This window comes from Herminiimonas sp. KBW02 (assembly GCF_003852535.1).
Taxonomy (GTDB): Bacteria; Pseudomonadota; Gammaproteobacteria; order Burkholderiales; family Burkholderiaceae_D; genus Oxalicibacterium.
The window spans coordinates 425,793-449,666 of sequence record NZ_QAJP01000004.1 but is presented as its reverse complement, the minus strand read 5'-3'; the positions used below and the strand labels follow the sequence as shown (position 1 = coordinate 449,666).

At 52.5% G+C, this 23,874-nt stretch carries 20 protein-coding genes and 1 tRNA gene; 10 read left to right on the top strand and 11 right to left on the bottom strand.

Features of this window, described 5'->3' with window-relative positions:
* Nucleotides 1-77: 77 nt before the first annotated feature.
* The 4 genes from DBR37_RS06460 to DBR37_RS06445 all read right to left on the bottom strand — a co-directional run bounded on the left by DBR37_RS06460 (nucleotide 78) and on the right by DBR37_RS06445 (nucleotide 3,415).
* Nucleotides 78-926: a Crp/Fnr family transcriptional regulator gene (locus DBR37_RS06460; RefSeq protein ID WP_199739053.1), complete on the bottom strand. Its 849-nt coding sequence runs from the start codon at nucleotides 924-926 to the stop codon at nucleotides 78-80.
* A gap of 378 nt (nucleotides 927-1,304) precedes the next feature.
* Nucleotides 1,305-2,663, bottom strand: coding sequence for an MgtC/SapB family protein (locus DBR37_RS06455; RefSeq protein ID WP_124573645.1), 1,359 nt, complete (start codon nucleotides 2,661-2,663; stop codon nucleotides 1,305-1,307).
* Nucleotides 2,664-2,840: 177 nt separating this feature from the next.
* Nucleotides 2,841-3,077 carry a hypothetical protein gene (locus DBR37_RS06450; RefSeq protein ID WP_124573644.1) on the bottom strand — a complete coding sequence of 79 codons (237 nt, stop codon included), beginning with the start codon at nucleotides 3,075-3,077 and terminating at the stop codon, nucleotides 2,841-2,843.
* 86 nt (nucleotides 3,078-3,163) lie between these two features.
* Nucleotides 3,164-3,415 carry a hypothetical protein gene (locus tag DBR37_RS06445; protein ID WP_124573643.1) on the bottom strand — a complete coding sequence of 84 codons (252 nt, stop codon included), beginning with the start codon at nucleotides 3,413-3,415 and terminating at the stop codon, nucleotides 3,164-3,166.
* A gap of 801 nt (nucleotides 3,416-4,216) precedes the next feature.
* On the opposite strand from DBR37_RS06445, the gene DBR37_RS06440 reads away from it, so the two are divergent.
* From DBR37_RS06440 to DBR37_RS06430, 3 genes are all read left to right on the top strand, one after another.
* The gene (locus DBR37_RS06440; protein WP_370454232.1) at nucleotides 4,217-4,759 is read left to right on the top strand and encodes a sigma-70 family RNA polymerase sigma factor; all 543 of its coding nucleotides are present in this window, start codon (nucleotides 4,217-4,219) and stop codon (nucleotides 4,757-4,759) included.
* 28 nt (nucleotides 4,760-4,787) lie between these two features.
* On the top strand, nucleotides 4,788-5,807 hold the full coding sequence (locus tag DBR37_RS06435) for a FecR domain-containing protein (protein ID WP_124573642.1): 1,020 nt from the start codon (nucleotides 4,788-4,790) through the stop codon (nucleotides 5,805-5,807).
* A gap of 145 nt (nucleotides 5,808-5,952) precedes the next feature.
* Nucleotides 5,953-8,448 (top strand): TonB-dependent receptor, encoded by a 2,496-nt coding sequence (locus DBR37_RS06430; protein ID WP_124573641.1) that lies wholly within the window; start codon nucleotides 5,953-5,955, stop codon nucleotides 8,446-8,448.
* Between the two features lie 630 nt (nucleotides 8,449-9,078).
* Here DBR37_RS06430 and DBR37_RS06425 read toward each other — a convergent pair.
* Nucleotides 9,079-9,396, bottom strand: coding sequence for a hypothetical protein (locus tag DBR37_RS06425; RefSeq protein ID WP_124573640.1), 318 nt, complete (start codon nucleotides 9,394-9,396; stop codon nucleotides 9,079-9,081).
* 393 nt (nucleotides 9,397-9,789) lie between these two features.
* Here DBR37_RS06425 and DBR37_RS06415 point away from each other — a divergent pair, with 393 nt between their 5' ends.
* Nucleotides 9,790-10,116 carry a helix-turn-helix domain-containing protein gene (locus tag DBR37_RS06415; RefSeq protein WP_124573638.1) on the top strand — a complete coding sequence of 109 codons (327 nt, stop codon included), beginning with the start codon at nucleotides 9,790-9,792 and terminating at the stop codon, nucleotides 10,114-10,116.
* Entirely contained in the window at nucleotides 10,109-10,996 is an 888-nt protein-coding gene (locus tag DBR37_RS06410; RefSeq protein WP_124573637.1) for an ImmA/IrrE family metallo-endopeptidase, read from the top strand. The genes DBR37_RS06415 and DBR37_RS06410 overlap by 8 nt, the downstream gene beginning before the upstream one ends.
* 240 nt (nucleotides 10,997-11,236) lie before the next feature.
* On the opposite strand, the gene DBR37_RS06405 is transcribed toward DBR37_RS06410, so the two are convergent.
* A tRNA-Ser gene (locus DBR37_RS06405) sits at nucleotides 11,237-11,327 on the bottom strand.
* 262 nt (nucleotides 11,328-11,589) lie between these two features.
* Here DBR37_RS06405 and DBR37_RS06400 point away from each other — a divergent pair.
* Entirely contained in the window at nucleotides 11,590-13,575 is a 1,986-nt protein-coding gene (locus tag DBR37_RS06400) for a GGDEF domain-containing protein (protein ID WP_124573636.1), read from the top strand.
* Nucleotides 13,576-13,582: 7 nt separating this feature from the next.
* On the opposite strand, the gene serS is transcribed toward DBR37_RS06400, so the two are convergent.
* Complete coding sequence (gene serS / locus DBR37_RS06395; protein ID WP_124573635.1) at nucleotides 13,583-14,878, bottom strand: serine--tRNA ligase; 1,296 nt, start codon at nucleotides 14,876-14,878, stop codon at nucleotides 13,583-13,585.
* A 147-nt stretch (nucleotides 14,879-15,025) separates the two neighbouring features.
* Between serS and DBR37_RS06390 the strand changes: the two genes are divergently transcribed.
* Both DBR37_RS06390 and DBR37_RS06385 read left to right on the top strand, forming a co-directional pair.
* Nucleotides 15,026-15,232 carry a hypothetical protein gene (locus tag DBR37_RS06390; protein ID WP_124573634.1) on the top strand — a complete coding sequence of 69 codons (207 nt, stop codon included), beginning with the start codon at nucleotides 15,026-15,028 and terminating at the stop codon, nucleotides 15,230-15,232.
* A 278-nt stretch (nucleotides 15,233-15,510) separates the two neighbouring features.
* Nucleotides 15,511-16,914 (top strand): hypothetical protein, encoded by a 1,404-nt coding sequence (locus DBR37_RS06385; RefSeq protein ID WP_124573633.1) that lies wholly within the window; start codon nucleotides 15,511-15,513, stop codon nucleotides 16,912-16,914.
* An 87-nt stretch (nucleotides 16,915-17,001) separates the two neighbouring features.
* Here the strand turns inward: DBR37_RS06385 and DBR37_RS06380 are convergent, their stop codons facing one another.
* From DBR37_RS06380 to DBR37_RS06370, 3 genes are all read right to left on the bottom strand, one after another.
* Entirely contained in the window at nucleotides 17,002-18,303 is a 1,302-nt protein-coding gene (locus DBR37_RS06380; RefSeq protein WP_124573632.1) for a replication-associated recombination protein A, read from the bottom strand.
* Nucleotides 18,304-18,468: 165 nt separating this feature from the next.
* Nucleotides 18,469-19,137, bottom strand: a complete 669-nt coding sequence (lolA, locus tag DBR37_RS06375; RefSeq protein WP_124573631.1) for an outer membrane lipoprotein chaperone LolA — start codon at nucleotides 19,135-19,137, stop codon at nucleotides 18,469-18,471.
* An 8-nt stretch (nucleotides 19,138-19,145) separates the two neighbouring features.
* Nucleotides 19,146-21,479: a DNA translocase FtsK gene (locus DBR37_RS06370; protein WP_199739052.1), complete on the bottom strand. Its 2,334-nt coding sequence runs from the start codon at nucleotides 21,477-21,479 to the stop codon at nucleotides 19,146-19,148.
* A gap of 295 nt (nucleotides 21,480-21,774) precedes the next feature.
* Between DBR37_RS06370 and trxB the strand changes: the two genes are divergently transcribed.
* Both trxB and DBR37_RS06360 read left to right on the top strand, forming a co-directional pair.
* Entirely contained in the window at nucleotides 21,775-22,728 is a 954-nt protein-coding gene (gene trxB / locus DBR37_RS06365; RefSeq protein ID WP_124573630.1) for a thioredoxin-disulfide reductase, read from the top strand.
* A gap of 98 nt (nucleotides 22,729-22,826) precedes the next feature.
* Nucleotides 22,827-23,468 (top strand): Smr/MutS family protein, encoded by a 642-nt coding sequence (locus tag DBR37_RS06360; protein ID WP_124573629.1) that lies wholly within the window; start codon nucleotides 22,827-22,829, stop codon nucleotides 23,466-23,468.
* 54 nt (nucleotides 23,469-23,522) lie between these two features.
* On the opposite strand, the gene DBR37_RS06355 is transcribed toward DBR37_RS06360, so the two are convergent.
* Nucleotides 23,523-23,861 carry a P-II family nitrogen regulator gene (locus DBR37_RS06355; protein ID WP_124573628.1) on the bottom strand — a complete coding sequence of 113 codons (339 nt, stop codon included), beginning with the start codon at nucleotides 23,859-23,861 and terminating at the stop codon, nucleotides 23,523-23,525.
* Between the last annotated feature and the right edge of the window lie 13 nt (nucleotides 23,862-23,874).

The following is a 23,874-nucleotide window of genomic DNA, read 5'->3' as shown; positions in this document are numbered from 1 at the left end:
CAGTTGACGACCATAAAAAAGCCCCGCATGCGGGGCTTTTTTAATACGCTGATACGCAGCACTGATCTGACAATATGCTAGTTCTTCAACAAGCCCTCATACACCTTCTTGATACCAGCATAGCATTCGCAGATATGCGCTTCCAGCCCGGCACGATCAAGTACGGTAATCTGGCCACGGCTGTATTGAATCAAACCTTCATCCTGCAATTTACGCGCAGCTTCGGTCACACTCTCGCGTCGCACACCCAGCATATTTGCAATCAGATCCTGCGTCATGCTGATCTTGTTGCCGGGCAGACGATCCAGGCTGAGCACCAGCCAGCGACAAAGTTGCTGCACGATGGTGTGGTGACGGTTGCAAGCAACGGTATGCGCCATTTGCGTAAACAATGCCTGCGTAAAACGCAGCAATAGTTGTTGCAAGGCGCCACCGCGCGCAAATTCTGCGATCAGGATAGAAGCCTTGATGCGGAAACCGTAACCGGCGCTTTTAACAAAAGCACGGTGCAGGGACGCTCCGCCACCCATAAAGACATCTGCGCCCACCACGCCTTCGTAACCGATTACTGCGGTCTCGGATGACGCACCGTCGGCAGTTTCATACAGCAGGGATACGATGCTGCTGGTGAGGAAGTAGACATACTGCATCTGCTCGCCGGCTGCACATATGGTCGTGCCAAAAGGCATATCGACGAATTCCAGATGTGGCGACAAGCGCGCAAAGTCTGCTTCCGGCAACGCTGCCAGCAAACCGTTATGTTGCGGATGATGACCATGCAAACCGGCCAAAGCCCGCGGTGCAACCGGTCTGTGCTTAAGGGCACCGTACGCAACGCCGTCTTTCATACGTAACGCGACCATCGCATTGGAGTTGAGAATCTGACGATTTGCTACGGAATTTCGAAGGTTAGCAGTCTGTGCCATGTGTTCCTCCCTGGATAGTCAATATTTCCACGGTTTCATCATTGCATCAGCAGCGCCATATCAAAATCAGTGCATATCCCATTCTCGTGTGAGATGACACTGACAAAAAGATAATAAAAATAAGCATTTCGTTTGCAGCAGGAAACATTAATTTCCTTTTGCAAATATTTCCCACGGCACAGACAAAAAAATAGCCCGCGTCCTTGTGGGAGCGGGCTGAATCCAATTCTTGGGGAGTTGGAGGAGACAGTGCAACTATACTGCACCGCAACATATAACCCAAGGATCAATTAATTATTTGCATAGTCACAAATTCATATAACGCTGTATCAGGCCAATGCAAGCTGCTTGCCTGTACACAACGGCAAGCGCCGGGGCCTAATTGAATTGCGACAACATCGGGAATGCTTCCACCAGAAAACGGAGCAAAGGTTTCGCCACAAACGCACCGACGATACCGACCACCGAAATCGACAGCATGGCAATCGTCAGGCGCAAAGTCAGTCCGCGATTATGCGCGCGCAACACCAGTGGCAAGTTAATCAGCACACTTGCCAGTGAAGCGATCACCGCCCCTGTCGAAGCAACATGCTCAGGGATAGAACCACCCGTTACCAGGCTGGCAGCGGCGGCCACCGCACTGGCGCTGGAAACTACACCACCGATCAGGCTGACCGCATAGAAACCGGCTTCACCAAAACCTTGTTGTGCGATCACACCCGCGATATGCAGGATCAGGAACAGCAGGCCGTACTTCAGGGCCGCGCTCAAAGAGAACGGCAAAGGCAGCGCAACGGTTTGTGTCTGCGTCTCTGCTGTCTTCTTCACGGTATCCGTATCAATGAAGAACCAGATCGCATTGATGGCCAGCATCAGCACGAAAGGTATCGATGCCGAGAACGCCGCCGCCGGTGCCAGTATCAGCAACAAGCCACCGTTACGGATCAGCATCGCTGCCGTTGCCAGCAAAATACCGCGATACGCCGCGCTGACGGTATCGCGCTGGTTATCGCGCGCGCGCGAAGCCAGTTCACTCACGGTAATACTACTGTTCACCAGGCCGCCGAGGAAACCCGTCATCACGATGCCACGCGTGCCGTACAGCTTCCACAACACATAGTTGACGAAGCCGATACCGGCAATCAGGATCACCGTCACCCACGCCGCACGCGGTTCTATCAGATTCCATGGGCCTATCGCGCCTGCAGGCAGGGCCGGGTAAATCACAATCGCCAGAATCGCCAGCAACAGGGCCGAACGCATTTCATTTTCTGTCAGGCCCAGACTAAAGCCGGTGAGGCGATCTTTCCACGCCAGCAGTGCGGTAACAATGACGATAATCGAAGCCGGCGTTGCGGTATGTCCTTTGCCGCACAAGATACCGGCGACGCAGGTAATCAACATCGCAGCAGACGTCGTCAGCTCGCTACTGTCATCGGTACGCAAACGCTGCACATTCAGGAACACCGTCAGGATACCGACCAGGAACAGGATCAGATAAGCATAGTTATCACCCAGCGTGCCGCCCATTGCACCCAATAGCGCAATCAGGGAAAACGTGCGCAGCCCTGCTTCCTTGCCGCGCCGCTCACGCTCGAGACCGATCAGCAAACCCAGAGCCAGTGCCAGACTCAGGCGCGTCAGGCTGACGAGGTAAGGCCATTTAATTTCAGGCAGCGACATGCCGACCTGTATCAAAGGTTCGACGACGGCGCTGGCGGTATGTGGATCAGTCATAGAAATAAACAGAAAAAAACGTGTAACAGGCGACTATAAACCACCGGCTGGCAATTGTCCGCCCGGCGTCTGCATATGGATAAGCGCTTACGGCATACGCACCATGATTCGCGTACGTTCGTTCAGGCCTATCCGGATGCAGACTACTAGCAAGGCTTACGCCAGGAACTGTGCAACTCAAACCGGGCGCGCCAGCAAGTCATCGATCTTTTGTTTGGTCTCCGCGATCACCATTTCCTTGGCGGCGTCGCGGCTATGTGCTTCAAAGGGACCGGCAAAACCTTGCGATATCTCTTCGCCCTGTGCGCCGTTAATTTCAATCTCACTGGTGGCCGACCACAACCCCTCGCTTACCGGCACAACGATGGTGAAAATTTCATATCCCTTATAAACAGTATCAGGCACCCGGCTCATGATTCACTCCTCAGATAAGTGTGCGTCGCTCATTGCACAAGCATTTACATAGTGAGAACTGGAAGAACAGTGCTGCGTTGCTTACATCAGTGTGGACGTGCGCCGTTGCCGCCCGGCGTCAACATCGTCAGCGCAACCCGGTGCGCCTCGGCTTCTGCTTCTTCTTTGGTGGAAAACACGGCATCCAGCGATACGCGCTGATCGGGAAATACATTATTCCTGTGCATAGGATTGCTTGAATGTCCGTAAATCGACAGATGCGCGACCCAACCTGGTGCGCCTATCAATGCGACGGCGGAGCATTCGACTTCATACTCACCAATTTTTTCAGATGGCATCTCTGTCTCCTTGTCAGCCTGACCATCCTAACATGGACGGCATTTGCAGATCCGATGCCGCTATTCGTACAAAACCAGGACTATGACGAATTTAATTTGTGTGAATAAAACGACGATATCCCATACACATGGGATCGCTATTGCCAGCGAGACACCCGATAATCACAACAAATTACAACTCCATTGATGTCTCTTCGGGCTGCCCTGGCAACAAGGCGGCCCATGTTTTTTCTAATGCGCTTTTCATCTCCGTACACGGCAACTAAAACATATCCTATGCCTGCAACGTCAATAATCTGTACGGCATACAGATTAAATTATCCACACAAAAAACTTATCCCCGAATTCTGTGGACAGTCCTGTGGATAACCGTGTGGCTAGTACCCTAAGCATTTGATCTGAAAGAAATTATCAGTCCTGCTCAAAATGAAGAAATACATCAGAGGACAAATAAAAAAATGAAAAATAAATGAAAAAATCCCATGTACATGGGATCGTCAAGCAAAAAAGATTCAGAGATACTCAAGCTGCATCTTTTCCTTCGATACTCTTTGGGGCGACTTCCTTACCGGAGCCGCCCTATTTTTTTGCGCGCCACCCACCCCATCCTTGCTTCCGCTGATCCCGTCATGCAGCACTAGTGTTTCATTTTGCAAACAATGACACGCCCGCACCCGACGTCTGTACACCTCACGCAACACAAATCCTTATACAAATTGACGTTGCAGTGACATCTTGCAATAATGAGAATCATTCTCAACAAAGCACAGCCAGCGCTCTCCCGGATTGCAAGCCAGCTTAATGATGCCGCGCAGGCATCACACCCTGGAGCAAACCGTGCATCCCGCCAGTCATTCCGATTCAGTCGCCCACATATACAGCCATCACCATGGCTGGCTGGTCGGCTTGCTACGCCGGAAGCTGGGAAATACGGACAACGCCAACGACCTGGCGCAAGACACTTTCACACGCCTGTTAACAGCACGTAGCGAAGAACTGATACGTGAACCGCGCGCCTATCTCACGACCATTGCTTCCCGTCTCACCGCACAATACTTTCGTCGACTTGCATTAGAGCGCGCCTATCTGGATGCGCTGGCCGGCATGCCGGAAGATACCGCCCCCTCGCCTGAAGCAAGAATGCTGGTAGTCGAAGCGCTGACTGCGATCAGCCGTGTACTTGATGGCTTGTCGCCGCGCGTGCGTGAGATCTTCCTGCTGGCGCAACTGGATGGCCTGACATATGCAGAGATCGCCGGGCAATACGGCATGTCCGTCAACGCTGTGCAGAAATCGATGATCCGCGCCTTTCAGCATTGCTATGCAGCCGTCTATGCCGCTTGAGCAAAATACATCCTCGCATCGCCCTTCCATGCACATACGTACACTCTTTTCGCCGCACGCCGAACACGATGACACAAATGACACCGTCATCGATTCCACCATCGTCAAACAAGCGATCGTCTGGCTCGTCACCCTGCAGTCCGGCACTGCAAGTCCCTCGGATCGACGCGCATGTGCGGCCTGGCGTGAAGCAGACAGCAGACATGAACAAGCGTGGCAACGCCTGCATACACTGGGGCAGGATTTGCGTAGTGGCGGCGACTATCTGGCGCCACCTGTATTACGTTCGGTATTGCGTAACAGCGCGCGCAGCAATCGTCGCGTCATCCTGAAATCGCTGTTCGGCCTGGCACTCCTGGGCGGCACCGCTGCCGTAGTACGCAAACAGCCAGCCTGGCAAACCGCAATGGCCGGGCATCAGACCAGCACTGGTGAACAACGCAAAATCGTCCTCGCAGACGGCACGCGCATCATGCTCAATACAGCGACCGCTATCGACGTATCTTTCAATGATGAATTACGCCAGGTCATCCTGCATCGCGGCGAGATCATGATCGAAACTGCGCAGGACGATGCAGGTCGGCCGTTTGAACTGGTTACCGGCAATGGTCATATCCGTCCTATAGGTACGCGTTTCACAGTCCGCTACAACGAGCGCCCATCCACCACCGCGGTGGCAGTGCTGGAAGGCGCGGTCAATATCACCCCCGGTGACGGCAGCAGCCAGCGCGTCAACGCCGGTGAACAAACACATTTCACCGACATTACGGCATTAACCCCATTTGCGCTTGATAACAGCAGCGTGGCATGGACAGATGGCGTACTGGTCGTCGAGCGCATGCGCCTGGCCGACTTCATCACCGAACTGGATCGCTATCGCCCCGGCATACTGCGCTGCGATCCGGCCGTGGCCGATTTGCTGGTCAGCGGTTCCTACCCCTTGCAGGATCCGGATGGCGTACTGGCATTGCTGGAAGAAACCCTGCCCTTGCAGGTGCGCAGCATCACACGTTACTGGATCACGATAGTGGCCAGCCCACAGACTTAAGGCACTGCGCGGCAGCGATCCGTTCCGGATAAAAAATATTTTCAATTGTGTAGGCAGGTTTACCGATTTCGCGCATCAACCAGGATAGAGGTGCTGCACATATCAGCAGCACCGCACCTTCAGCTTGATACGAAAAGGAAACACCATGCCCCAGCACTACCAGCCCGATGCCCGTCTGCATCGTCCCTTGCCACTCACCCTGACTCCGATTGCGCATGCAGCACGCATCGCACTGTGCGGTGTCTTGCTGCTGGGTAGCGCCGCCCTGGTTCCGGCGATGGCGCAAGGTACACCGGATGCGGCAGTACAGTCGGACCATGTGCGGCAATACAATATTCCCGCAGGTACGCTGGATCAGGTACTAGGCAGCTTCGGCCGTGCGGCAGGTGTGATGATCGCCATCGATCCTGCGCTGACCAGTGGTTTGCGCAGCGCAGGCTTGCAGGGCAGACAAAGTGTCGCCAGTGGCTTGCACATCCTGTTAACACCACATCAACTGGAAGCGATACCCGGCGCTAACGGTGGCTACAAAGTACGCCGCCAGACCAACAACGTCAGCGACACCACCCTCCCGACTGTATCGGTAACTGCAGCCGCACTCGACGCCAATTCGGAAGGCAGCCGTTCCTACGCTGCGCGTGGCACAACGGTAGGCAAATCAACCAAGACCCTGCGCGAAACACCGCAGCCAGTCACGGTGCTGACACGCCAGTTAATCGAAGACCGTGGCTTGCTGGATCTCACCGACGTGCTGCAAAACACGCCCGGCGTCACCGTGGACTACACCGATAGTGAACGCGTCACCTATTTCTCGCGCGGCTTTCAGATCGACGCCTTGCAAATAGACGGGCTCACCATGAACCAGAGCGGCTCCATCTTTGTGCAACCCGACACCGCGGTGCTGGACCGGGTTGAAGTCTTGCGCGGCGCATCCGGCATGATCCGTGGCTCCGGTAATCCGTCAGCCACAGTCAACATGGTGCGCAAACGTCCTACTCAGGAATTCCAGGCTTCAGCCGCGTTGACGCTGGGCTCCTGGGATCGCCGTCGCCTCGAAGCAGACATCTCCGGACCATTGAATGAAGCAGGTACCTTGCGCGGGCGCGTAGTCGCAGTCGATGACTCGAAAGACTTCTTCCAGAAAGCACGGCATGAAGACCGTAAGGTGTTCTACGGCGTACTCGAAGCCGACCTCGGCCCGCGTACCACCCTTACCGCCAGCCTGCAGCACACAGACCTGAATGCGACTGGTGCATGGGGCAACCTGCCGAGCAACTTCGACGGTACACCATTGAATCTGCCGCGCGACATGTATCTGGGCGCAGCATGGAATACCTGGAACCGCTACAACCAGCAAGCACTGACCGAACTGGTACACCGCTTCAACAATGACTGGACTGTCAAGGCAAGTGCGGCATACACCCGCCTGCGCATGAAGGATAACGGTTTCAAGCAAAGTTACTTCACACGCGCCAGCACCACCAATCCTTACATCTTTGACGTCACAACATCCATGTACACCGGCGATGCCAGTGATCAGCTCGCATTGGCAACCAGCGCCAACGGACCGTTCACGCTGTTCGGTCGCAAACATGAATTGATCGTTGGCGCTGAATCGCTACGCAACAAAGCGGTCGCAACCAATGGCGTGGGTAACCAGAACAAACTTGCTGGCATCGACATCCGTAACTGGGATCCATACACCAGCTATCCGGAAACCTTCCCGACCATCACAGGCACAGGTGCACCTTCCACTACCAGTCAGCAAGGCGCGTATGCAACAGCACGCCTCTCGCTCACTGATCCGCTCACGCTTATCCTCGGCGCACGCGTAAGCTGGTGGGATTACAAGGCACCACGTACAGCAGCCAGCAACTATGAAGTCAACAAGGAAATCACACCTTTCGCTGGCGTGATCTACGACTTCTCGAAGCAGCTCAGCGCCTATGCAAGCTACACCGAAATCTTCACACCGCAAGACGCGAAGGATATCAATGGCAACATCCTGCCACCGGTAACCGGCCAGGATTATGAAGCCGGTATCAAAGGCGAATTCTTTAATGGCCGCCTCAATGCATCGATGGGCATCTTCCGTATCAACAACAACGGCAAAGCAGTAGAAGACACCAGCTCGTACAGCCCATGCCTGCCTTACTACACCACTGGTTACTGTCGTGTCGCCGGTGGCAAGCAACGCAGCGATGGCTGGGAAATGGAAGTGTCCGGTGAGCTGGCACCAGGCTGGCAAATGATGGCGGGCTATACCAATACCCGCACCAAGTACCTGAAGGACACGGCTGCAAACACCGGGCAACCGCTACGCAGCATAGATCCGCGACACTTGTTGCGTGTATTTACCAGCTACCGTATCGGTGGCGAGACGCAAGGCTGGACCATCGGTGGCGGCGCACAGATGCAAAGTAATTCCTACGTCCGCTCCGGCGTCCTCACCGCACGTCAGGGTGGTTACGCGGTGTACAACGCCATGGTCGGCTACCGCTTCGACAAGACTTACTCAATACAAATGAACGTGAACAACGTGTTTGATAAGGTCTACTACAAAAAATATGCACCTACCGGCATAGCCAATTACTACGGTGATCCGCGTAATGTGATGGTTACGCTGCGGGCTAATTTTTGATTGTTGACGCGTAGATTGAATATGGAAAAGCCCGCTTATGCGGGCTTTTTTACATCATCGCACACTATGGATCTATGCGAATACAATGCGCTTACTTGAAAGTCTCAGAATCAAATATTTACATTCTGTCGTATAACACCAACCACTTATAGGCAAGCAATCATGCAATCAAATAATAATCAAAATCAAAGTTTCGTTAGATGGCAAGCCATAACAATTGGACAGCTTACGTATTCAATAAATCTCATTCTTGGATTCGCAATTGCCACGCTTGGCTTCCAAATTTCTCTCTTATTCAACCCCGATTTTGTGCCCATAAGGTGCGGAAAGTATCTATATACCGCTGCGATTTTTTTATTCTACTTTCTATAGCGCTTGGCATTGCAGTGGTAATCAATAGGCTACGTGATTTCCGTATAACGACTGAAATAGCCAAAAGGCGTGATCAAAAGACAGATGAAAGCTTCACGTCAACACAACGCCCCACATCTCAAAAGTTGGGGAAAATTACTTGGAAATTATTTTGGTCTCAACTTGTAACGTTCGGCACAGGTATTCTTCTTATGGTCGTATCAATTGTGACGCATTCCTCAATTTCTTATAAGATCTGGTAGGCAAATCTACCGATTATCAAAGGCCGAGCTGCTTCTTTGTCCATTCTTTTATTGCAGCTCCCAACATGTCATTCCACGACGAAAAAGAAGTAGACTTCTCAATAAATTGATCCCACTCTGTATCTGGAATTGCAGCGAAATCTTCTTGAGACTCCACTGCAAAACCACTAGTTTTAAACAATTCATCAACATCAGAAAATGCCGAATGTCTTTTAATAAAAGCATCCGAGAGAAGATCCTTTAAAGGCACCTGATTTGCTCCATCCAATTTCTTGGCGTTATCTGCCAGCTTGGTTAGTTTTTTCTGTAATTCATCAAATCCGTTTTGTTTCATACATCCTCCTATCTTAGATGTCACAAAGTAGCGTTCTTAGGCAGTACTTTTCCCACCACCTAAGAACGCTTTAATTAAGCGTAGGCAGCCAATTTCCAAGTCACACTTTTCCCGCTATACGGAGGAAAAGTATTACCTTTCGCGAACGGACCCGTTGTACTTGGCGTTCCAACGACTGCCCAAACTCCGCTTTCCGGGCAAGTTTGCCCTGTAGTTCTTGTAGTACCGATTGGTTCTTTCATAGCTATTTCTTTCATAAAGTTGGAAGATTGCATCTAAAAGTTCGGACTAGACGCACAAATAGTGTGCCCCCTTAGAATTTTCTTGTCAAGCAAAATAAATATCGATACTCTGAACTTATTGATTTGAGTATTAATAGGAGATTAGAAGTTGATGAACCCTGCAACTCCGCTAGGAAAAAAGATTAGAGCGGAAAGAAAGCGTCTAAATTTAACGCTTGAGAAACTTGCAGAACTTACTGAGTCTAGTAAGAGCTATATCTGGGAATTAGAGAATCGGCCAGTAGTTAGGCCATCCGCAGACAAAATTACTAAGATTGCAGAAGTTTTTGGCGTAACTGTAGAGTTCTTACTTGACGACAAGAGAGAAAACTCTTCTGAATCGGATACTGACAAAGTATTTTTCCGCAGATTTGAACAATTAGACCCAGAAAAAAAAGCAAAATTGAAAGCTATCTTAGACGTCATCGACGATGACTGAACCCAATACCCCTTATGCGTGGGGATCGAGATTAGCAACCATTTGGCAACAAATGGGAATGTCATTCCCTATTAATGTGAGTCTGATCGCCAGCGAATACACAACTCGCTATCCAGATCCTATTTCGAAAATAAAGGGGCATGATGTATCAGGTATCGAAGGGATGCTCATTAAACGAGAATCCAAAACTGACTGGGTAATACTTTACGATGCAACTGTTGAAGTTCCAGGCCGGCTGAACTTTACTCTTGCTCATGAACTGGGCCATTACTTTCTACACCGTCACCTTTTTAACGAATTTAAATGCGGGCAAGACACTTTATTAGATTATGAAAGTAAAAACTCCCGCAAAAGAGAGGCAGAAGCAAACAAGTTCGCTGGCTATCTTTTAATGCCCCTCGACGACTTTCGAAAACAAATCGTAGGAGAAACCGTCACATTAAATTTGTTGAGTCATTGTGCTAAACATTACGGTACATCGCTAACAGCGACAACACTGAAGTGGCTTGAATTTACAGAAGAAGCAGCCATGCTCGTGGTAGGCCGTGATGACTTTATATGTTGGTCATATCCTAGCCCGGCTGCTCGTAAACTGGGTGCTTACTTGTCTCCAGGCTCACCAGTGCCGGATTCAGCAATTGAAAGATTAAATTGTGGCCGTCTTATTGACGGTATCAATACAAACATACGTGTCGCGCCAGGCGTATGGCATAGCAGCCAAGAAGCAGAGGAATCTATACTACTTTCAGATCGATATGAATTAGCAATATTCCTTGTCCGATTTCCGCTAGCAAACTTCAGTAATTACGATGAAGAAGACGTAATGGATTCGTTTCAATTTTTATCAGAACGCTCACAAGGACTAAACTGGAAAAAGTAGAGCGACACCTCCACGCGCATGTGAACTTTCTCCTTTTGTGGAAGCTTTAAAAGCCCGCTTACGCGGGCTTTTTATTGAGTCTTGCCAGTGAGAGGAGAGACTGGGATTCGCCTACATTCTGCAGGCCGCGGTTGCGCTTGCAAGCGCAACCCTTCGAATCCCACGCGCAGGCCAAACTTTTGGCCTGCTCCTCTACGCCAAATAAAAAAGCCCGCTTGCGCGGGCTTTTTTATTGAATCTTGGCGGAGAGGGTGGGATTCGAACCCACGGTACGGGAAAACCGTACGCCTGATTTCGAGTCAGGTACATTCGACCACTCTGCCACCTCTCCTGGATACTGCCTCCGCGATGGTCGAATACCGCGAAGCAAAAAATTATATCAGAGTCTTGCGCGACGGGAAACCTTCTCTTCACTTTGTTGAAGCACTAAGTAAAAAATTTCTGACTTCACACCACAACGCTATTCACAACACACCAAATAAATTATCAAAAGAATAATGTTTCCTATCATCATCTTGTCATAATTGGCCAGTAATATTCGGCAGAGATAAATCCGCTCCGCATATGCAGCTACCAAGCCAAGAGTCATTTAGATGTTCTTTTCCCCTGTACAGCCAAGCAAGACACGAAGGTATCCGCTAGCCGAGAAAGCATGGGCGCTATCAGCTATTTCTTTGCCCCAGCCCTTACGGTTCAAAACCAAGGAGGCTCATTTGTCATCCGCCGCCAAAACTACTGCGCAGCATGAGGACACGGATCAGGCTGCGGATCATCTCGTACAGCGCCTGAAGGAAGTCATTGAACATCGCCAGCTGACTCCGCTGTTCCAGCCCATTATCCGCATGCAAAGCGGCGAGATCATTGGTTATGAAGGCTTGATACGCGGCCCGTCCGATAGTCCGCTGCACTCTCCTTTGAATCTGTTCAAGGTCGCCCGCGCCTGTAATCTCAGCGTCGAAGTCGAACATCTGTGCCGTCGCATCACCCTTGAGAAGTTTGCGGAGCTGCGCCTGCCGGGAAAGCTGTTTCTCAACGTCAGCCCTGAATGCCTGATCCAGCCTGACGTCAAACATGGTGAAACCCTGGGTTATATCCATGAGGTCGGGATCAATCCGGAGCGCGTGATTATCGAGCTGACCGAGAGCCAGCCAACTTACGATTACGACTTGCTGCGCGAAGCAGTGACACACTACCGCGCGATGGGCTTCCGTATCGCGATCGACGATCTGGGTGAAGGCTTCTCCAGTCTCCGCCTGTGGTCCGAGCTGCGGCCGGAATACGTGAAGATCGATATGCACTTCGTGCAAGGCATCAACCTTGATCCGATCAAGCTGCAATTCGTCCGCTCAATCCAGGAGATCGCCGAGAAGTCCGGCACCATCGTGATTGCCGAAGGCATAGAAACCGATGCCGAGTTGCTGATGATCCGCGATCTCGGCGTGGTGTATGGCCAGGGTTATAAGATCGCCCGCCCGCATGCCAGTCCTGCGACTACCCTCTCCATCGATTTACGCAATTTGTTGCGCCACAATGGCGTCGCTGTGTACCCGCATGAAAATGGCCGTGGTCACAAGATGCTGACTGCGATGAAGTTGCTACGCAGCGTGACAGCAGTGGCACCGGAAGTACACAACAATCGTATCTATGAAATGTTCAACAACGATCCGACACTGGAAGTAATTCCCGTCGTATCGAACGGCATACCAGTCGGACTGATTACACGTGCAAACCTGATTGACCGCTTCGCCCGCCCTTACCTGCGCGAGCTGCATGGCAAGAAGTCCTGCACCTTGTTCATGGATGCCAATCCGCTGATCACGGACAAGAATACCGCCTTGCATGCATTGAGTCAGATCATAGTCGATGCAGATCGCCATCATCTGTTTAACGGCTTCATCATCACTGACAACGGCCGTTACATGGGTATGGGCAATGCGCATGATTTGATGCGCGAGATTACACAGATGCAGATCAATGCTGCGCGCTATGCGAATCCGCTGACGCTGTTGCCGGGTAATGTGCCTATCGATGAACACATAGACCGCTTACTGGAAAACGGTACGCGCTTCTGTGCCTGTTACATCGACCTTGATCACTTCAAACCCTATAACGATGTTTACGGTTATCGCAAAGGTGATGACATGTTGCGCCTGACGGGCAAGATACTGAGCGGCCATTGCGATCCGCAAAAAGACTTCGTTGGTCACATCGGTGGCGACGATTTCATCATCCTGTTCCAGAGTGAAGACTGGGAACAACGCTGCCGCGCCATCATTGATGCCTTCGTGGTGGCAGTCCCAGATTTCTATTGCACCGAAGATCGCAAACGCGGCGGCTACATCAGTGAAGACCGTCGCGGCAAACAAGTCTTCCATACTCTCGCCACCGTCTCGCTCGGCCTGGTGAAAGTGGAACCAGGCCATTATGGTTCACACCATCAGATTGCTGCCGCTACTGCCGACGCGAAAAAGCAGGCGAAAAAAATCCCTGGTAACAGTCTGTTTATAGACCGTCGCCAGGGACCTTATGCGATGGAAAAGCAGAATGACGACGATGCCGCGCAGGAGCTCGTCGCCTGATCTGCTTTTAGGCTTGTGGCGCCAGACGCTGCAAGCCGCCCATGTATGGATGCAACACTTCAGGAATCGTGACGCTGCCATCTGCCTGCTGATAGTTTTCCAGCAAGGCGACCAGGGTACGGCCAACCGCCAGGCCTGAACCATTCAATGTATGCACCGATTCCGGTTTGCCTTGCGCATTGCGGAAACGCGCTTGCATGCGACGCGCCTGGAAGGCTTCGCAATTCGATACCGAAGAAATCTCGCGGTAGGTATTCTGCGCCGGCAACCACACTTCCAGATCGTAAGTCTTGGTTGCGCCAAAGCCCATGTCGCCGGTACACAGCGTAATCACACGGTAAGGCAGGCCCAGCTTTTTCAGGATGTTTTCGGCATGGCCGCACATCTCATCCAGCGCTTCGTAAGATTTCTCAGGATGGACTACCTGCACCATTTCCACTTTATCGAATTGGTGCTGACGTATCATGCCGCGCGTGTCGCGACCGTAGCTGCCAGCCTCGGAACGGAAGCAAGGCGAGTGTGCGGTCATGCGGATAGGCAAGGCATCACCGGCAACGATTTCATCGCGCACGATATTGGTCAGCGGTACTTCAGCGGTAGGAATCAGGTAGAGCGCTTCGCCCTCGCCTTCCTGGCCGCCTTTTTTCACTGCAAACAGGTCAGCTTCAAACTTCGGCAGCTGACCGGTACCCTGCAGCGAATCTGCATTGACGATGTAAGGGGTGTAGCACTCGGTATAACCGTGTTCTGCGGTGTGCGTATCCAGCATGAATTGCGCCAGTGCGCGGTGCAGGCGTGCGATGCCGCCTTTCATGACCGAGAAACGCGAACCGGTAATCTTGGCCGCCACATCGAAATCCAGGCCGAGCGCAGCGCCGACGTCAACGTGGTCGCGGATTTCAAAATCAAAGCTGCGGGGCGTACCGACTTTGCGCAGCTCCACATTGCCCGCTTCATCCGTACCGACCGGTACCGACTCATGCGGCAAGTTAGGGATAGACAGCATGAATTCGCTGATTTTCGCTTGCAGGACATCCAGGCGTGCCGCCGATGCTTTCAACTCGTCGCCAATACCGGCTACTTCCGCCATCACTGCTGATGTGTCTTCGCCCTTGCCTTTCAAGGCACCGATTTGCTTGGACAGCGTATTACGCTTGTTTTGCAGGTCTTCGGTACTGGACTGGATCTGCTTGCGCTCCGCTTCCAGTGCATTAAAGGCGGCGACGTCGAGCTTGAACTTGCGACCAGCCAGGCGGGCGGCAACGCTATCGATGTCTTTACGAAGAAGTTGGATGTCTATCATGGGAAAACACTAAAAGATGAGTTAAGTGGAGATTGTACCAAGCCGCAAGCCGATTCCAACGTAGCCGGAAAAATTCATCGCCAACCAGCCCTCGCCACCCGGCCTGCGTTACCATTGCCGTACTTTACGAACTCAGCAAGCAGAATCATGGAAGATCCGAACACACCCCGCCCGGTTTCCCTCACCGTCCTGATCGTCGGACTGGTCATTACCCTCATCCTGGCCATCTGGAGCGGCTTTCAGTTCCTGAATTCCGGTCATAGCCTCGGCTATGGCGTGCTTGCAGGTGTCAGCATTGGCGCTGCTTATTCCTTCCTGAAGCAAATCCGGATACGTCGTAACGAAAAACAGTAAAAAAACCGCATTTCAAGCACCTGTTTTTTCCGTCCCCTAACTGAGAGTTCAAGAGCAAGCGTGTTTACACCCGCTTGCCTGACGCTCTGCGCTCAAAGTTCCATACCCGTCCTGCAGGTGATTGCCCGGCCCTTTCATTTATTGACCTTAGGCAACACCAGCAATCCTATGCATCGCAAAAAATCTTACGGAAAGAGTGTGCGCCATTCAATCTATGCTAGCGTTTAACCTGGTGCCCAAGTGACAACAATTCTAATAGCCATGAGAGGACAGAGGACATGAAGAAGCCCGCCGCCAACTCGAATCGTTCAATTAAATTCATTGCAATTGCCGGATGTCTGGCGCTCCTTGCCGCCTGCGAGACACCACATTGGCGCCAAGGATATGACCTTGGAGATAAGGTAAAAGAACTTGCCGGAGCGGGCAAATGCGATGCAGCGATTAAATCTTATGACAAATTAAAAGCCGAGTATCTTGACGTCAAAGATCTACACAACCAGGTTGCGAGAATTGCTACCAGTGGCTATAACTACGGAAAAAAATCATTTTCTCAATGCCTGCTTGAGAATGGCAGGGCTGAAGAAGTTATTAAGCAATTTGAATTGGCCTGCCTGCCAAATCAGAGAACCTATATCACCGCCCAGTATCAGACTTTCATATGCACAGAAGATGGTTTAAAGGGCACGGCTGCGACTGCCTACAAAATTGCCGGGCGTGAAAATCCATTTGAAAAAAATCCCAATATCGTCAATCAAATCAGCAAAAATCAGGAATACATAAGACAAGTAGATACCGTTATCAGCAACATCTATAAGCGTACCGTTACACAAACAAGCGGCACCCCTGCTGAAACACGTCGTTACTATTCCCAAATGCATGCTGCAGCTGCAGAGTCCGTCGCGTATCTTGATAAGCAAACGCCAAAATGCCAGGCTGAAAAAGATACCTTATGTTTAAAATTCCTGAGTGAAAAAAGACAGGAAGAAGTAAGCAATGCGGCGAATTGGCGCGCTCGACTCAAAGAATCTCAAGAAGACCATGCTGCCGCCCAACAAATAGCAGCCGTGTCACCTGCGATTATCGGTGCTATTGGCAGTGCAGGTGCCGCTTATACAGCCGCAAATCCGATCAGGCAGGCGCCACAAAGAAACACATCTGCGACTAGCCCGACTCCTGCTGCAGTAGCGCCCGCTGTCAGCACAAGTAGCCAGAATCCCTATGCGAATAACACGCCTGTTGGCGGCTCCCCGGGCGTCACGCCAGAGCAGAGCCAATCGCAACGCAAGCCCTACAAGAATAATGCCAACTCCTGCATCAGTTTGCGTGGCAACCAGCTGGCGAACAATTGCGGTAAACCTGTGGTCATTGCATTTTGCGTACTCAACCCAAGACAAACGAAGAACTTCTTTGACAGCTCTGCTGCTTTCCAGTGCCCAAATGGTGGCTTGGAAACGATAGGAGCCAATAGTCGCAATGGTTTGATATGGCATGGCCAAGTGATGTATTACGCATGTTATACAAGTGAAATGGGATCGATGACGACAAAGTTCGCTGGCCGTATTCCTCCACCTCCTCCACCTGGGCAAGCACCAGGTACTTATTCAGGGTTTTATCACGGTCTCTGTGGTGGTTATGGTGCAGACGGGCGTATGGAAAGAGGTGATTTTTTAAATGCACCGTAAACCAAGTTGATAGGGTGATTAAAAAAGCCAGTCACGCAGACTGGCTTTTTATTTTCTTATCCACTCAAAATGACATGGATGCCGACCTTATTCCCCGGCTTCGTCATCCCACTTTTTCAGCAGAGTCAGCTTTTCAGCGATCTTGATTTCAAGACCTCGGGGCACCGGCTGATACCAGCCTGGTTCGTCCAGGTCATCAGGCAGGTAGGTTTCGCCAGCGGCATAAGCATTCGGCTCATCATGCGCATATCTGTACTCGTGACCGTAGCCCAGTTCTTTCATCAGCTTGGTCGGGGCATTGCGCAGATGCACAGGTACCTCACGGCTTTTGTCCTGCTTCACGAACGCACGAGCCTGGTTGTACGCGTTGTAACCCGCGTTGCTTTTTGCCGCAACGGCCAGATAGATGACCGCCTGACCCAGCGCCAACTCCCCTTCCGGGCTACCCAGTCGCTCATAGGTCAGTGCTGCATCATTGGCGATCTGCATCGCCCGTGGATCAGCCAAACCTATATCCTCCCACGCCATACGCACGATGCGCCGTGACAGGTAACGCGGATCAGCACCGCCATCCAGCATGCGCGTCAACCAGTAAAGTGCCGCGTCCGGATGCGAACCACGCACGGATTTATGCAAGGCGGAAATCTGGTCATAGAAATTATCGCCGCCTTTATCGAAGCGCCTTGAATTCAGGGTTAATGCATTCTGCAGGAAATCAGCTGTAACTATCTTGGTGCCGGTCGTATTGGCCGCCGTATTCGTCTGCTCCAGCAGGTTCAGGAATCTGCGCGCATCACCATCCGCATAACCAATAATGGTATCCGTCGCCTGCTCGTCAAACTGCAGGTCACCCAGTGCTTTTTCCTGCGCGCGTTGCAGCAGTTGCTTCAGTTCGTCGTCGGTCAGCGACTTCAGTACATAGACCTGGGCCCGTGACAGGAGCGCCGAATTCACTTCAAACGAAGGGTTTTCAGTCGTCGCGCCTATGAAGGTGACCAGGCCGCTTTCTGCATATGGCAACAGCGCGTCTTGTTGCGACTTATTGAATCTGTGAATTTCATCCACGAACAAGATGGTGTGCTTGCCCATCGCAAGATTCTGTTCGGCCTGCTCCATCGCCGCGCGTATGTCTTTCACGCCGGAGAACACTGCAGACAGAGCGATGAACTCACATTCGAAGGCACTCGCGGTGAGTCGCGCCAGTGTGGTCTTACCCACACCTGGAGGGCCCCAGAAGATCATGGAATGCGGCTTGCCTGACTGAAAGGCCAATCTTAAAGGCTTGCCCTCACCCAGCAAATGCGACTGCCCGACTACCTCGTCCAGAGTCTTGGGGCGCAGTGCTTCCGCCAGTGGCGCAGCAGGCTCGCGTGCAAACAAATCAGACATGTTGAACATCTCCACAAATCAACGCATGTGGTTCGGCAAGAGGGATGGAACGCATAACGCCTGACTTAAAAAATCGAGAGTAAGAATGAAATCGACGCCAGTCGAATATTTCAACTGGCGTCGCGATTATTTTACAGGGCTGCCGTCAACGGCAGCATTGAGCAATTACTGAAAAACGTCAGCGCCTTTAGGCACCACGAATTTGAACTGATTCGCCGGCATAGGCGGGTTCTTTTCAAACTTGGTAAAGGTCAGCAACGATATCTGGCCAAACGAATCACGCAGTTCCATCGCTTCCGGCACGCCATTACGCAAACCGATGCCGATGTGATCAAAGGTAGTGTCCTTGGCTTTAGGTGTGGCTTCCAGCCACTCCAGTCCATTCTTGCTACCTGCTTCTTTCAGCGTAAAGTTCTTTTCCAGGTCATTGCTGCCGAACAGGATGGCAGCAGGCGAAGAACCGAGCGCATCGCCCAGCTTCTTGATCGTGACCTGATTCAAATCTTTATCGTAGATGTAGAGCTTGTCACCGTCAGCCTGCAGCAATTGCTCGTACGGCTTTTGATAAGTCCAGATGAATTTGCCGGGACGTGCGAAGGTGAAAGTACCCGTCGATTTGTTCGAGACCTTGGTGTTACCGCTTTCCACTTTCACCAGTTGCTGCGTGAACTCACCGCGCGCCGCCTGGGTGGACGAGACGAACGATTTAAACTGTTCAAGCGCAGCAGCGTGAGCGTAGCGTGGCACTGCCAAAGCAGCACCCAGCAGCAAGGCACTCACGAGCAAAGTACGTGGTGCAAAGAATTTTGTAACAAGAGATTGCGATTGCTTCATACCATCCTTTATTCAGCAGTATTTCCAGCCGGCACCAGGATTTCCCGGTTACCGTTGGATTGCATGGTGGAGACCAGACCGCTTTGCTCCATCTGCTCCAGCAGACGCGCAGCACGGTTATAGCCTATGCGCAAATGGCGCTGCACCAGCGAGATGGATGCACGGCGGTTCTTCAATACGATCGCCACCGCCTGGTCATACAAGGCATCCGCTTCGCCACCGGCTCCACCTTCGGCACCGAGTGACAAGTCGCCGTCTTCAGCAACGCCCCCTTCTAAGATGCCTTCGATATAGTTTGGTTCACCCTGTGCTTTCAGGTGATCAACCACGCGGTGCACTTCATCGTCGGAAACAAAGGCACCATGCACACGTACCGGTAGGCCGGTGCCAGGCGGCATGTACAACATATCACCCATCCCCAGCAGTGCTTCCGCCCCCATTTGGTCGAGGATGGTACGCGAGTCGATTTTGCTGCTGACCTGGAATGCGATACGGGTCGGGATATTCGCCTTGATCAGACCGGTGATGACGTCTACCGACGGACGTTGCGTTGCCAGGATCAGGTGGATACCAGCCGCGCGCGCTTTTTGCGCAATACGTGCAATCAGTTCTTCGACCTTCTTACCAACCACCATCATCAGATCTGCCAATTCGTCGATGATGATGACGATGGTCGGCAGTTTTTCCAGTGGTTCCGGTGCGTCCGGTGTCAGGCTGAAAGGATTCGGTATTTTTTGTTCGTTCTTTTCCGCTTCGGCGATCTTGGTGTTGTAGCCAGCGAGGTTACGCACACCGAGTTTGCTCATCAGCTTGTAGCGGCGTTCCATCTCGTTGACGCCCCAGTTCAGCGCATGGCCAGCCTGGCGCATGTCGGTGACCACAGGTGCCAGCAGATGCGGAATGCCTTCGTAAATCGACAGCTCCAGCATCTTCGGATCGATCAGGATCAGGCGTACCTGATTCGGATCGGATTTGTAGAGCAGCGAGAGGATGGTTGCATTAATACCGACCGATTTACCGGAGCCGGTGGTACCCGCCACCAGCAAGTGCGGCATCTTGGCGAGATCGGCGACCACCGGATTACCGGCGATATCCTTGCCCAGCGCGACGGTCAGGCTGGACGAACTATCGTTGTACACCTTGGAGCTGACGATCTCGGTCAGGCGCACAATCTGGCGCTTAGGATTAGGCAGCTCAAGCGCCATGTAGTTTTTACCCGGTATGGTTTCCACCACACGGATAGAAGTCAGCGACAAGGAACGCGCGAGGTCACGTGCCAGACCGACGATCTGGCTGCCTTTAACGCCGGTGGCCGGTTCGATTTCATAACGCGTGACGACCGGGCCAGGATATGCCGCGACTACTTTCACGACGATGCCGAAGTCGGAGAGTTTTTTCTCGATCAGGCGGCTGGTGAATTCCAGGGTTTCGATGCTGACGGTTTCCTGCGATTGCGGTGCTTCATCCAGCAAGGACAGCGGCGGCAGATTGGTATCCGGCAAATCGTTGAACAAGGAAACCTGACGTTCTTTTTCCACGCGTTCCGATTTCGGCACGGCGATGATTTGCGGCTCGATGCGGATAGGCGGCGCGTCGACGATCTTCGCCCGTTCGTTGACGACGACTTCTTCACGCTTGACCGCTGCCACCACGCCGACCTTGCGATCTTCACGTGCACCATACAGGTTACGGATAGCCTGGAAAGCCAGCTCTATGGTTTCGCCTATGCGTTCAGCGACACCCAGCCACGAAACATGGAAGAACAGGCTGAAGCCGAGGCCAAACACGAGCAGGAGCAACAGCGTCGCGCCCATGAAGCCGAAAGTGCTTTGTGCGGCGCTACCGATCAACTCACCCAGCACACCGCCTGGCGAGCGTGGCAACTGCGCCTTGAGCGAGTGCATGCGCAAATATTCCAGCGCCACACTACCGGTCATCAGCAGGAAGAAACCTATGCCGCGGATCAAACCTTCCTGATGATGTTCAGGCTCTGGTTCTTTTTTCAGCAGAAAGCGTTGCGACAGGCGGCGATAGCCAACCCAGACATGGCGTAGCAGGAAGACGCAAATCCACCACGCAGATAAGCCGAAAATGAATAACAGCAAATCGGCCATCCAGGCACCGACACGGCCGCCGAGGTTATTCAGCTTGCTCACGACATTCGCGTGCGACCAGCCCGGATCAACCGGCGAATAGGTCAGGAAAATCAGGATCAGGTATAAGGTCAGAGCGGCAAGTATCAACCAGCGTGCTTCGGACAGAAGCCGCACGAGTCTGCCCGGTAGTGGAGGGGCTTTTGTGGCGTCGGTCTTGCGAGTGTAGGCTTGGCTTGTTTTAGTCATAAATCCAGACGCGGTAGCGTCAATAATCAACATGCACGACTGCCGCGGGTAACGCGGCAAACGGCGTAAATACTGCAAAAAGCACAGAATAAAAGCTCAGGTAAGCGCCGTTTCTGGCCGCCGCCCCTGCTGGAGCGGCTGGTTCGTCTATAATCTTAACCAGTTTTTCCCGGTTACACCGAATAATTCAGGAACAGCTTGAAATTTGATGCCGGAGCGACATATATAAGCTCCTGGCAGCAGGTTTTACTGTTTAAAACAGCATTCCGACTCACTTTTACGATTAATTATCCACATGTCCAGCGCAAAACACGCCCACGTTTTAATTCTCGGCTCCGGCCCCGCCGGTTACAGTGCTGCAGTCTATGCCGCACGTGCCAACCTCAAACCGGTACTGATCACCGGCGTCGAGCAAGGCGGTCAATTGATGACCACTACCGATGTAGAAAACTGGCCGGGTGATCCGCTGGGCGTGCAAGGCCCTGAATTGATGCAGCGTTTGCTGCAGCATGCAGAGCGCTTCAACACTGAAATTATTTTCGATCACATCCACACTACCAAGCTGGATGAAAAACCGATCCGCCTGATAGGCGACGCCGGCGAATATACCTGCGACGCCCTCATCATTGCAACAGGTGCTTCAGCGCAATATCTGGGTCTGCCATCGGAACAGGCGTTCATGGGCAAAGGCGTATCTGCCTGCGCAACCTGTGACGGCTTCTTCTATCGCAACCAGGAAGTGGCAGTCATCGGCGGCGGCAATACCGCAGTCGAGGAAGCACTCTACCTGTCGAATATCGCAAACAAAGTCACCGTCGTACATCGCCGTGACAAATTCCGCGCCGAAGCGATCCTGATCGACCGCCTGATGGCCAAAGTCGCTGAAGGCAAGATTGAAGTCAAATGGAACTCGACGCTGGAACAGGTGTGCGGCGACGACAGCGGCGTAACCGGCATGACCATCAAATCGACCGTAGACGGCAGCACCACCGATATCGACTTGCACGGGGTCTTCGTGGCCATCGGTCACAAACCGAACACCAGCATTTTTGAAGGCCAGCTGGAAATGAATAACGGTTACATCAAGACCAAGACTGGTCTGGAAGGCATGGCGACATCAACCAGCGTACCTGGCGTCTTCGCTGCCGGCGACGTACAGGATCACGTCTATCGCCAGGCGATTACCAGCGCCGGTACCGGTTGCATGGCCGCACTGGATGCGCAGCGCTATCTGGAAAGCCAGGAGTAATTAGCAGTTCAGCGCATGCCGGGCTGAGTACCGGCATGCTGCGCGTAGTTATATTCAGTTTCGTTTGCTTCAGCCTCTAGCCATTTGGACGTACCACCATGCCTGCTTCTATCAAGGATTTTGCCGCACTCAAATCTTTGCACAAGGATTTGAAGAAGCAGGAAGAAGCACGCAAGATCGCTGAAGCCGAACGCCTGCAGGCAGAAAAAACTGCCGCACTCGAAGCCGACCTGTTCCGCCGCAGCATAGGCGAGGTCGCGCCATTGAATCCCTCCAATAAACACCACGCCAGCAGCCCGCGCCCGTTGCCTATCGCACGCCAGCGCCTGGCCGATGAAGAAGCAGCCCTGCGTGAATCCATGTCGGACGACTTCACTGTCGAAACCCTGCTCGATACCGATGAAGCGCTCAGCTATGCGCGCAATGGCATAGGACCTGACGTGATACGCAAGCTACGCCGCGGTCACTGGGTCATACAGAGCCAGCTGGACCTGCATGGATTACGTACCGATGAGGCACGGGAAGCATTGGGTGAGTATCTGCGTGGCGCGGTGAAACGCGGCTTGCGCTGCGTACGCGTGATCCACGGCAAGGGACTGGGCTCGATCAACAAAGAGCCCGTTTTGAAAAACAAGGTAAGGAATTGGCTGACGCAGAAAGACGAAGTCATCGCCTTTTGCCAGGCCAAGGCGGCCGACGGTGGCGCCGGTGCCTTGATCGTACTGCTCAGGGCAAGCTAAAACCAGCCGCGGCCGTATTCAGGATACGGCCACGCATACAGTCTGAAGTAAGCCTTAAACTGCTTCCGCGCCGGTTTCACCGGTACGAATACGGATAACCTGTTCCACTGCCTGTACGAAAATCTTGCCGTCGCCGATCTTGCCGGTACGTGCTGCCTTGATGATCGCGTCCACGGCTTGCTCCACACCGGAATCGTCCACCACTGCTTCCACTTTGACCTTAGGCAGGAAGTCGACTACGTATTCCGCGCCGCGATACAGCTCGGTATGACCTTTTTGACGGCCAAAACCCTTTACTTCAGTCACGGTCAAGCCGGTCACGCCTACTTCGGCCAGTGCTTCACGCACTTCGTCCAGTTTAAATGGCTTGATAATTGCGGTTACTTGTTTCATCAGTACTCCCTCA

What these genes read in the sequence shown, in the direction of transcription:
- DBR37_RS06400 (WP_124573636.1), top strand. Translation starts at nt 11,590, where the DNA reads ATGTTCTTTTCCCCTGTACAGCCAAGCAAGACACGAAGGTATCCGCTA.
- lolA (WP_124573631.1), bottom strand. Translation starts at nt 19,137, where the DNA reads ATGAAGCAATCGCAATCTCTTGTTACAAAATTCTTTGCACCACGTACT.
- DBR37_RS06430 (WP_124573641.1), top strand. Translation starts at nt 5,953, where the DNA reads ATGCCCCAGCACTACCAGCCCGATGCCCGTCTGCATCGTCCCTTGCCA.
- DBR37_RS06370 (WP_199739052.1), bottom strand. Translation starts at nt 21,479, where the DNA reads ATGACTAAAACAAGCCAAGCCTACACTCGCAAGACCGACGCCACAAAA.
- DBR37_RS06355 (WP_124573628.1), bottom strand. Translation starts at nt 23,861, where the DNA reads ATGAAACAAGTAACCGCAATTATCAAGCCATTTAAACTGGACGAAGTG.
- trxB (WP_124573630.1), top strand. Translation starts at nt 21,775, where the DNA reads ATGTCCAGCGCAAAACACGCCCACGTTTTAATTCTCGGCTCCGGCCCC.
- DBR37_RS06460 (WP_199739053.1), bottom strand. Translation starts at nt 926, where the DNA reads ATGGCACAGACTGCTAACCTTCGAAATTCCGTAGCAAATCGTCAGATT.
- DBR37_RS06455 (WP_124573645.1), bottom strand. Translation starts at nt 2,663, where the DNA reads ATGACTGATCCACATACCGCCAGCGCCGTCGTCGAACCTTTGATACAG.
- DBR37_RS06435 (WP_124573642.1), top strand. Translation starts at nt 4,788, where the DNA reads ATGCACATACGTACACTCTTTTCGCCGCACGCCGAACACGATGACACA.
- DBR37_RS06410 (WP_124573637.1), top strand. Translation starts at nt 10,109, where the DNA reads ATGACTGAACCCAATACCCCTTATGCGTGGGGATCGAGATTAGCAACC.
- DBR37_RS06440 (WP_370454232.1), top strand. Translation starts at nt 4,217, where the DNA reads ATGATGCCGCGCAGGCATCACACCCTGGAGCAAACCGTGCATCCCGCC.
- DBR37_RS06425 (WP_124573640.1), bottom strand. Translation starts at nt 9,396, where the DNA reads ATGAAACAAAACGGATTTGATGAATTACAGAAAAAACTAACCAAGCTG.
- DBR37_RS06360 (WP_124573629.1), top strand. Translation starts at nt 22,827, where the DNA reads ATGCCTGCTTCTATCAAGGATTTTGCCGCACTCAAATCTTTGCACAAG.
- DBR37_RS06445 (WP_124573643.1), bottom strand. Translation starts at nt 3,415, where the DNA reads ATGCCATCTGAAAAAATTGGTGAGTATGAAGTCGAATGCTCCGCCGTC.
- DBR37_RS06390 (WP_124573634.1), top strand. Translation starts at nt 15,026, where the DNA reads ATGGAAGATCCGAACACACCCCGCCCGGTTTCCCTCACCGTCCTGATC.
- DBR37_RS06415 (WP_124573638.1), top strand. Translation starts at nt 9,790, where the DNA reads ATGAACCCTGCAACTCCGCTAGGAAAAAAGATTAGAGCGGAAAGAAAG.
- serS (WP_124573635.1), bottom strand. Translation starts at nt 14,878, where the DNA reads ATGATAGACATCCAACTTCTTCGTAAAGACATCGATAGCGTTGCCGCC.
- DBR37_RS06450 (WP_124573644.1), bottom strand. Translation starts at nt 3,077, where the DNA reads ATGAGCCGGGTGCCTGATACTGTTTATAAGGGATATGAAATTTTCACC.
- DBR37_RS06385 (WP_124573633.1), top strand. Translation starts at nt 15,511, where the DNA reads ATGAAGAAGCCCGCCGCCAACTCGAATCGTTCAATTAAATTCATTGCA.
- DBR37_RS06380 (WP_124573632.1), bottom strand. Translation starts at nt 18,303, where the DNA reads ATGTCTGATTTGTTTGCACGCGAGCCTGCTGCGCCACTGGCGGAAGCA.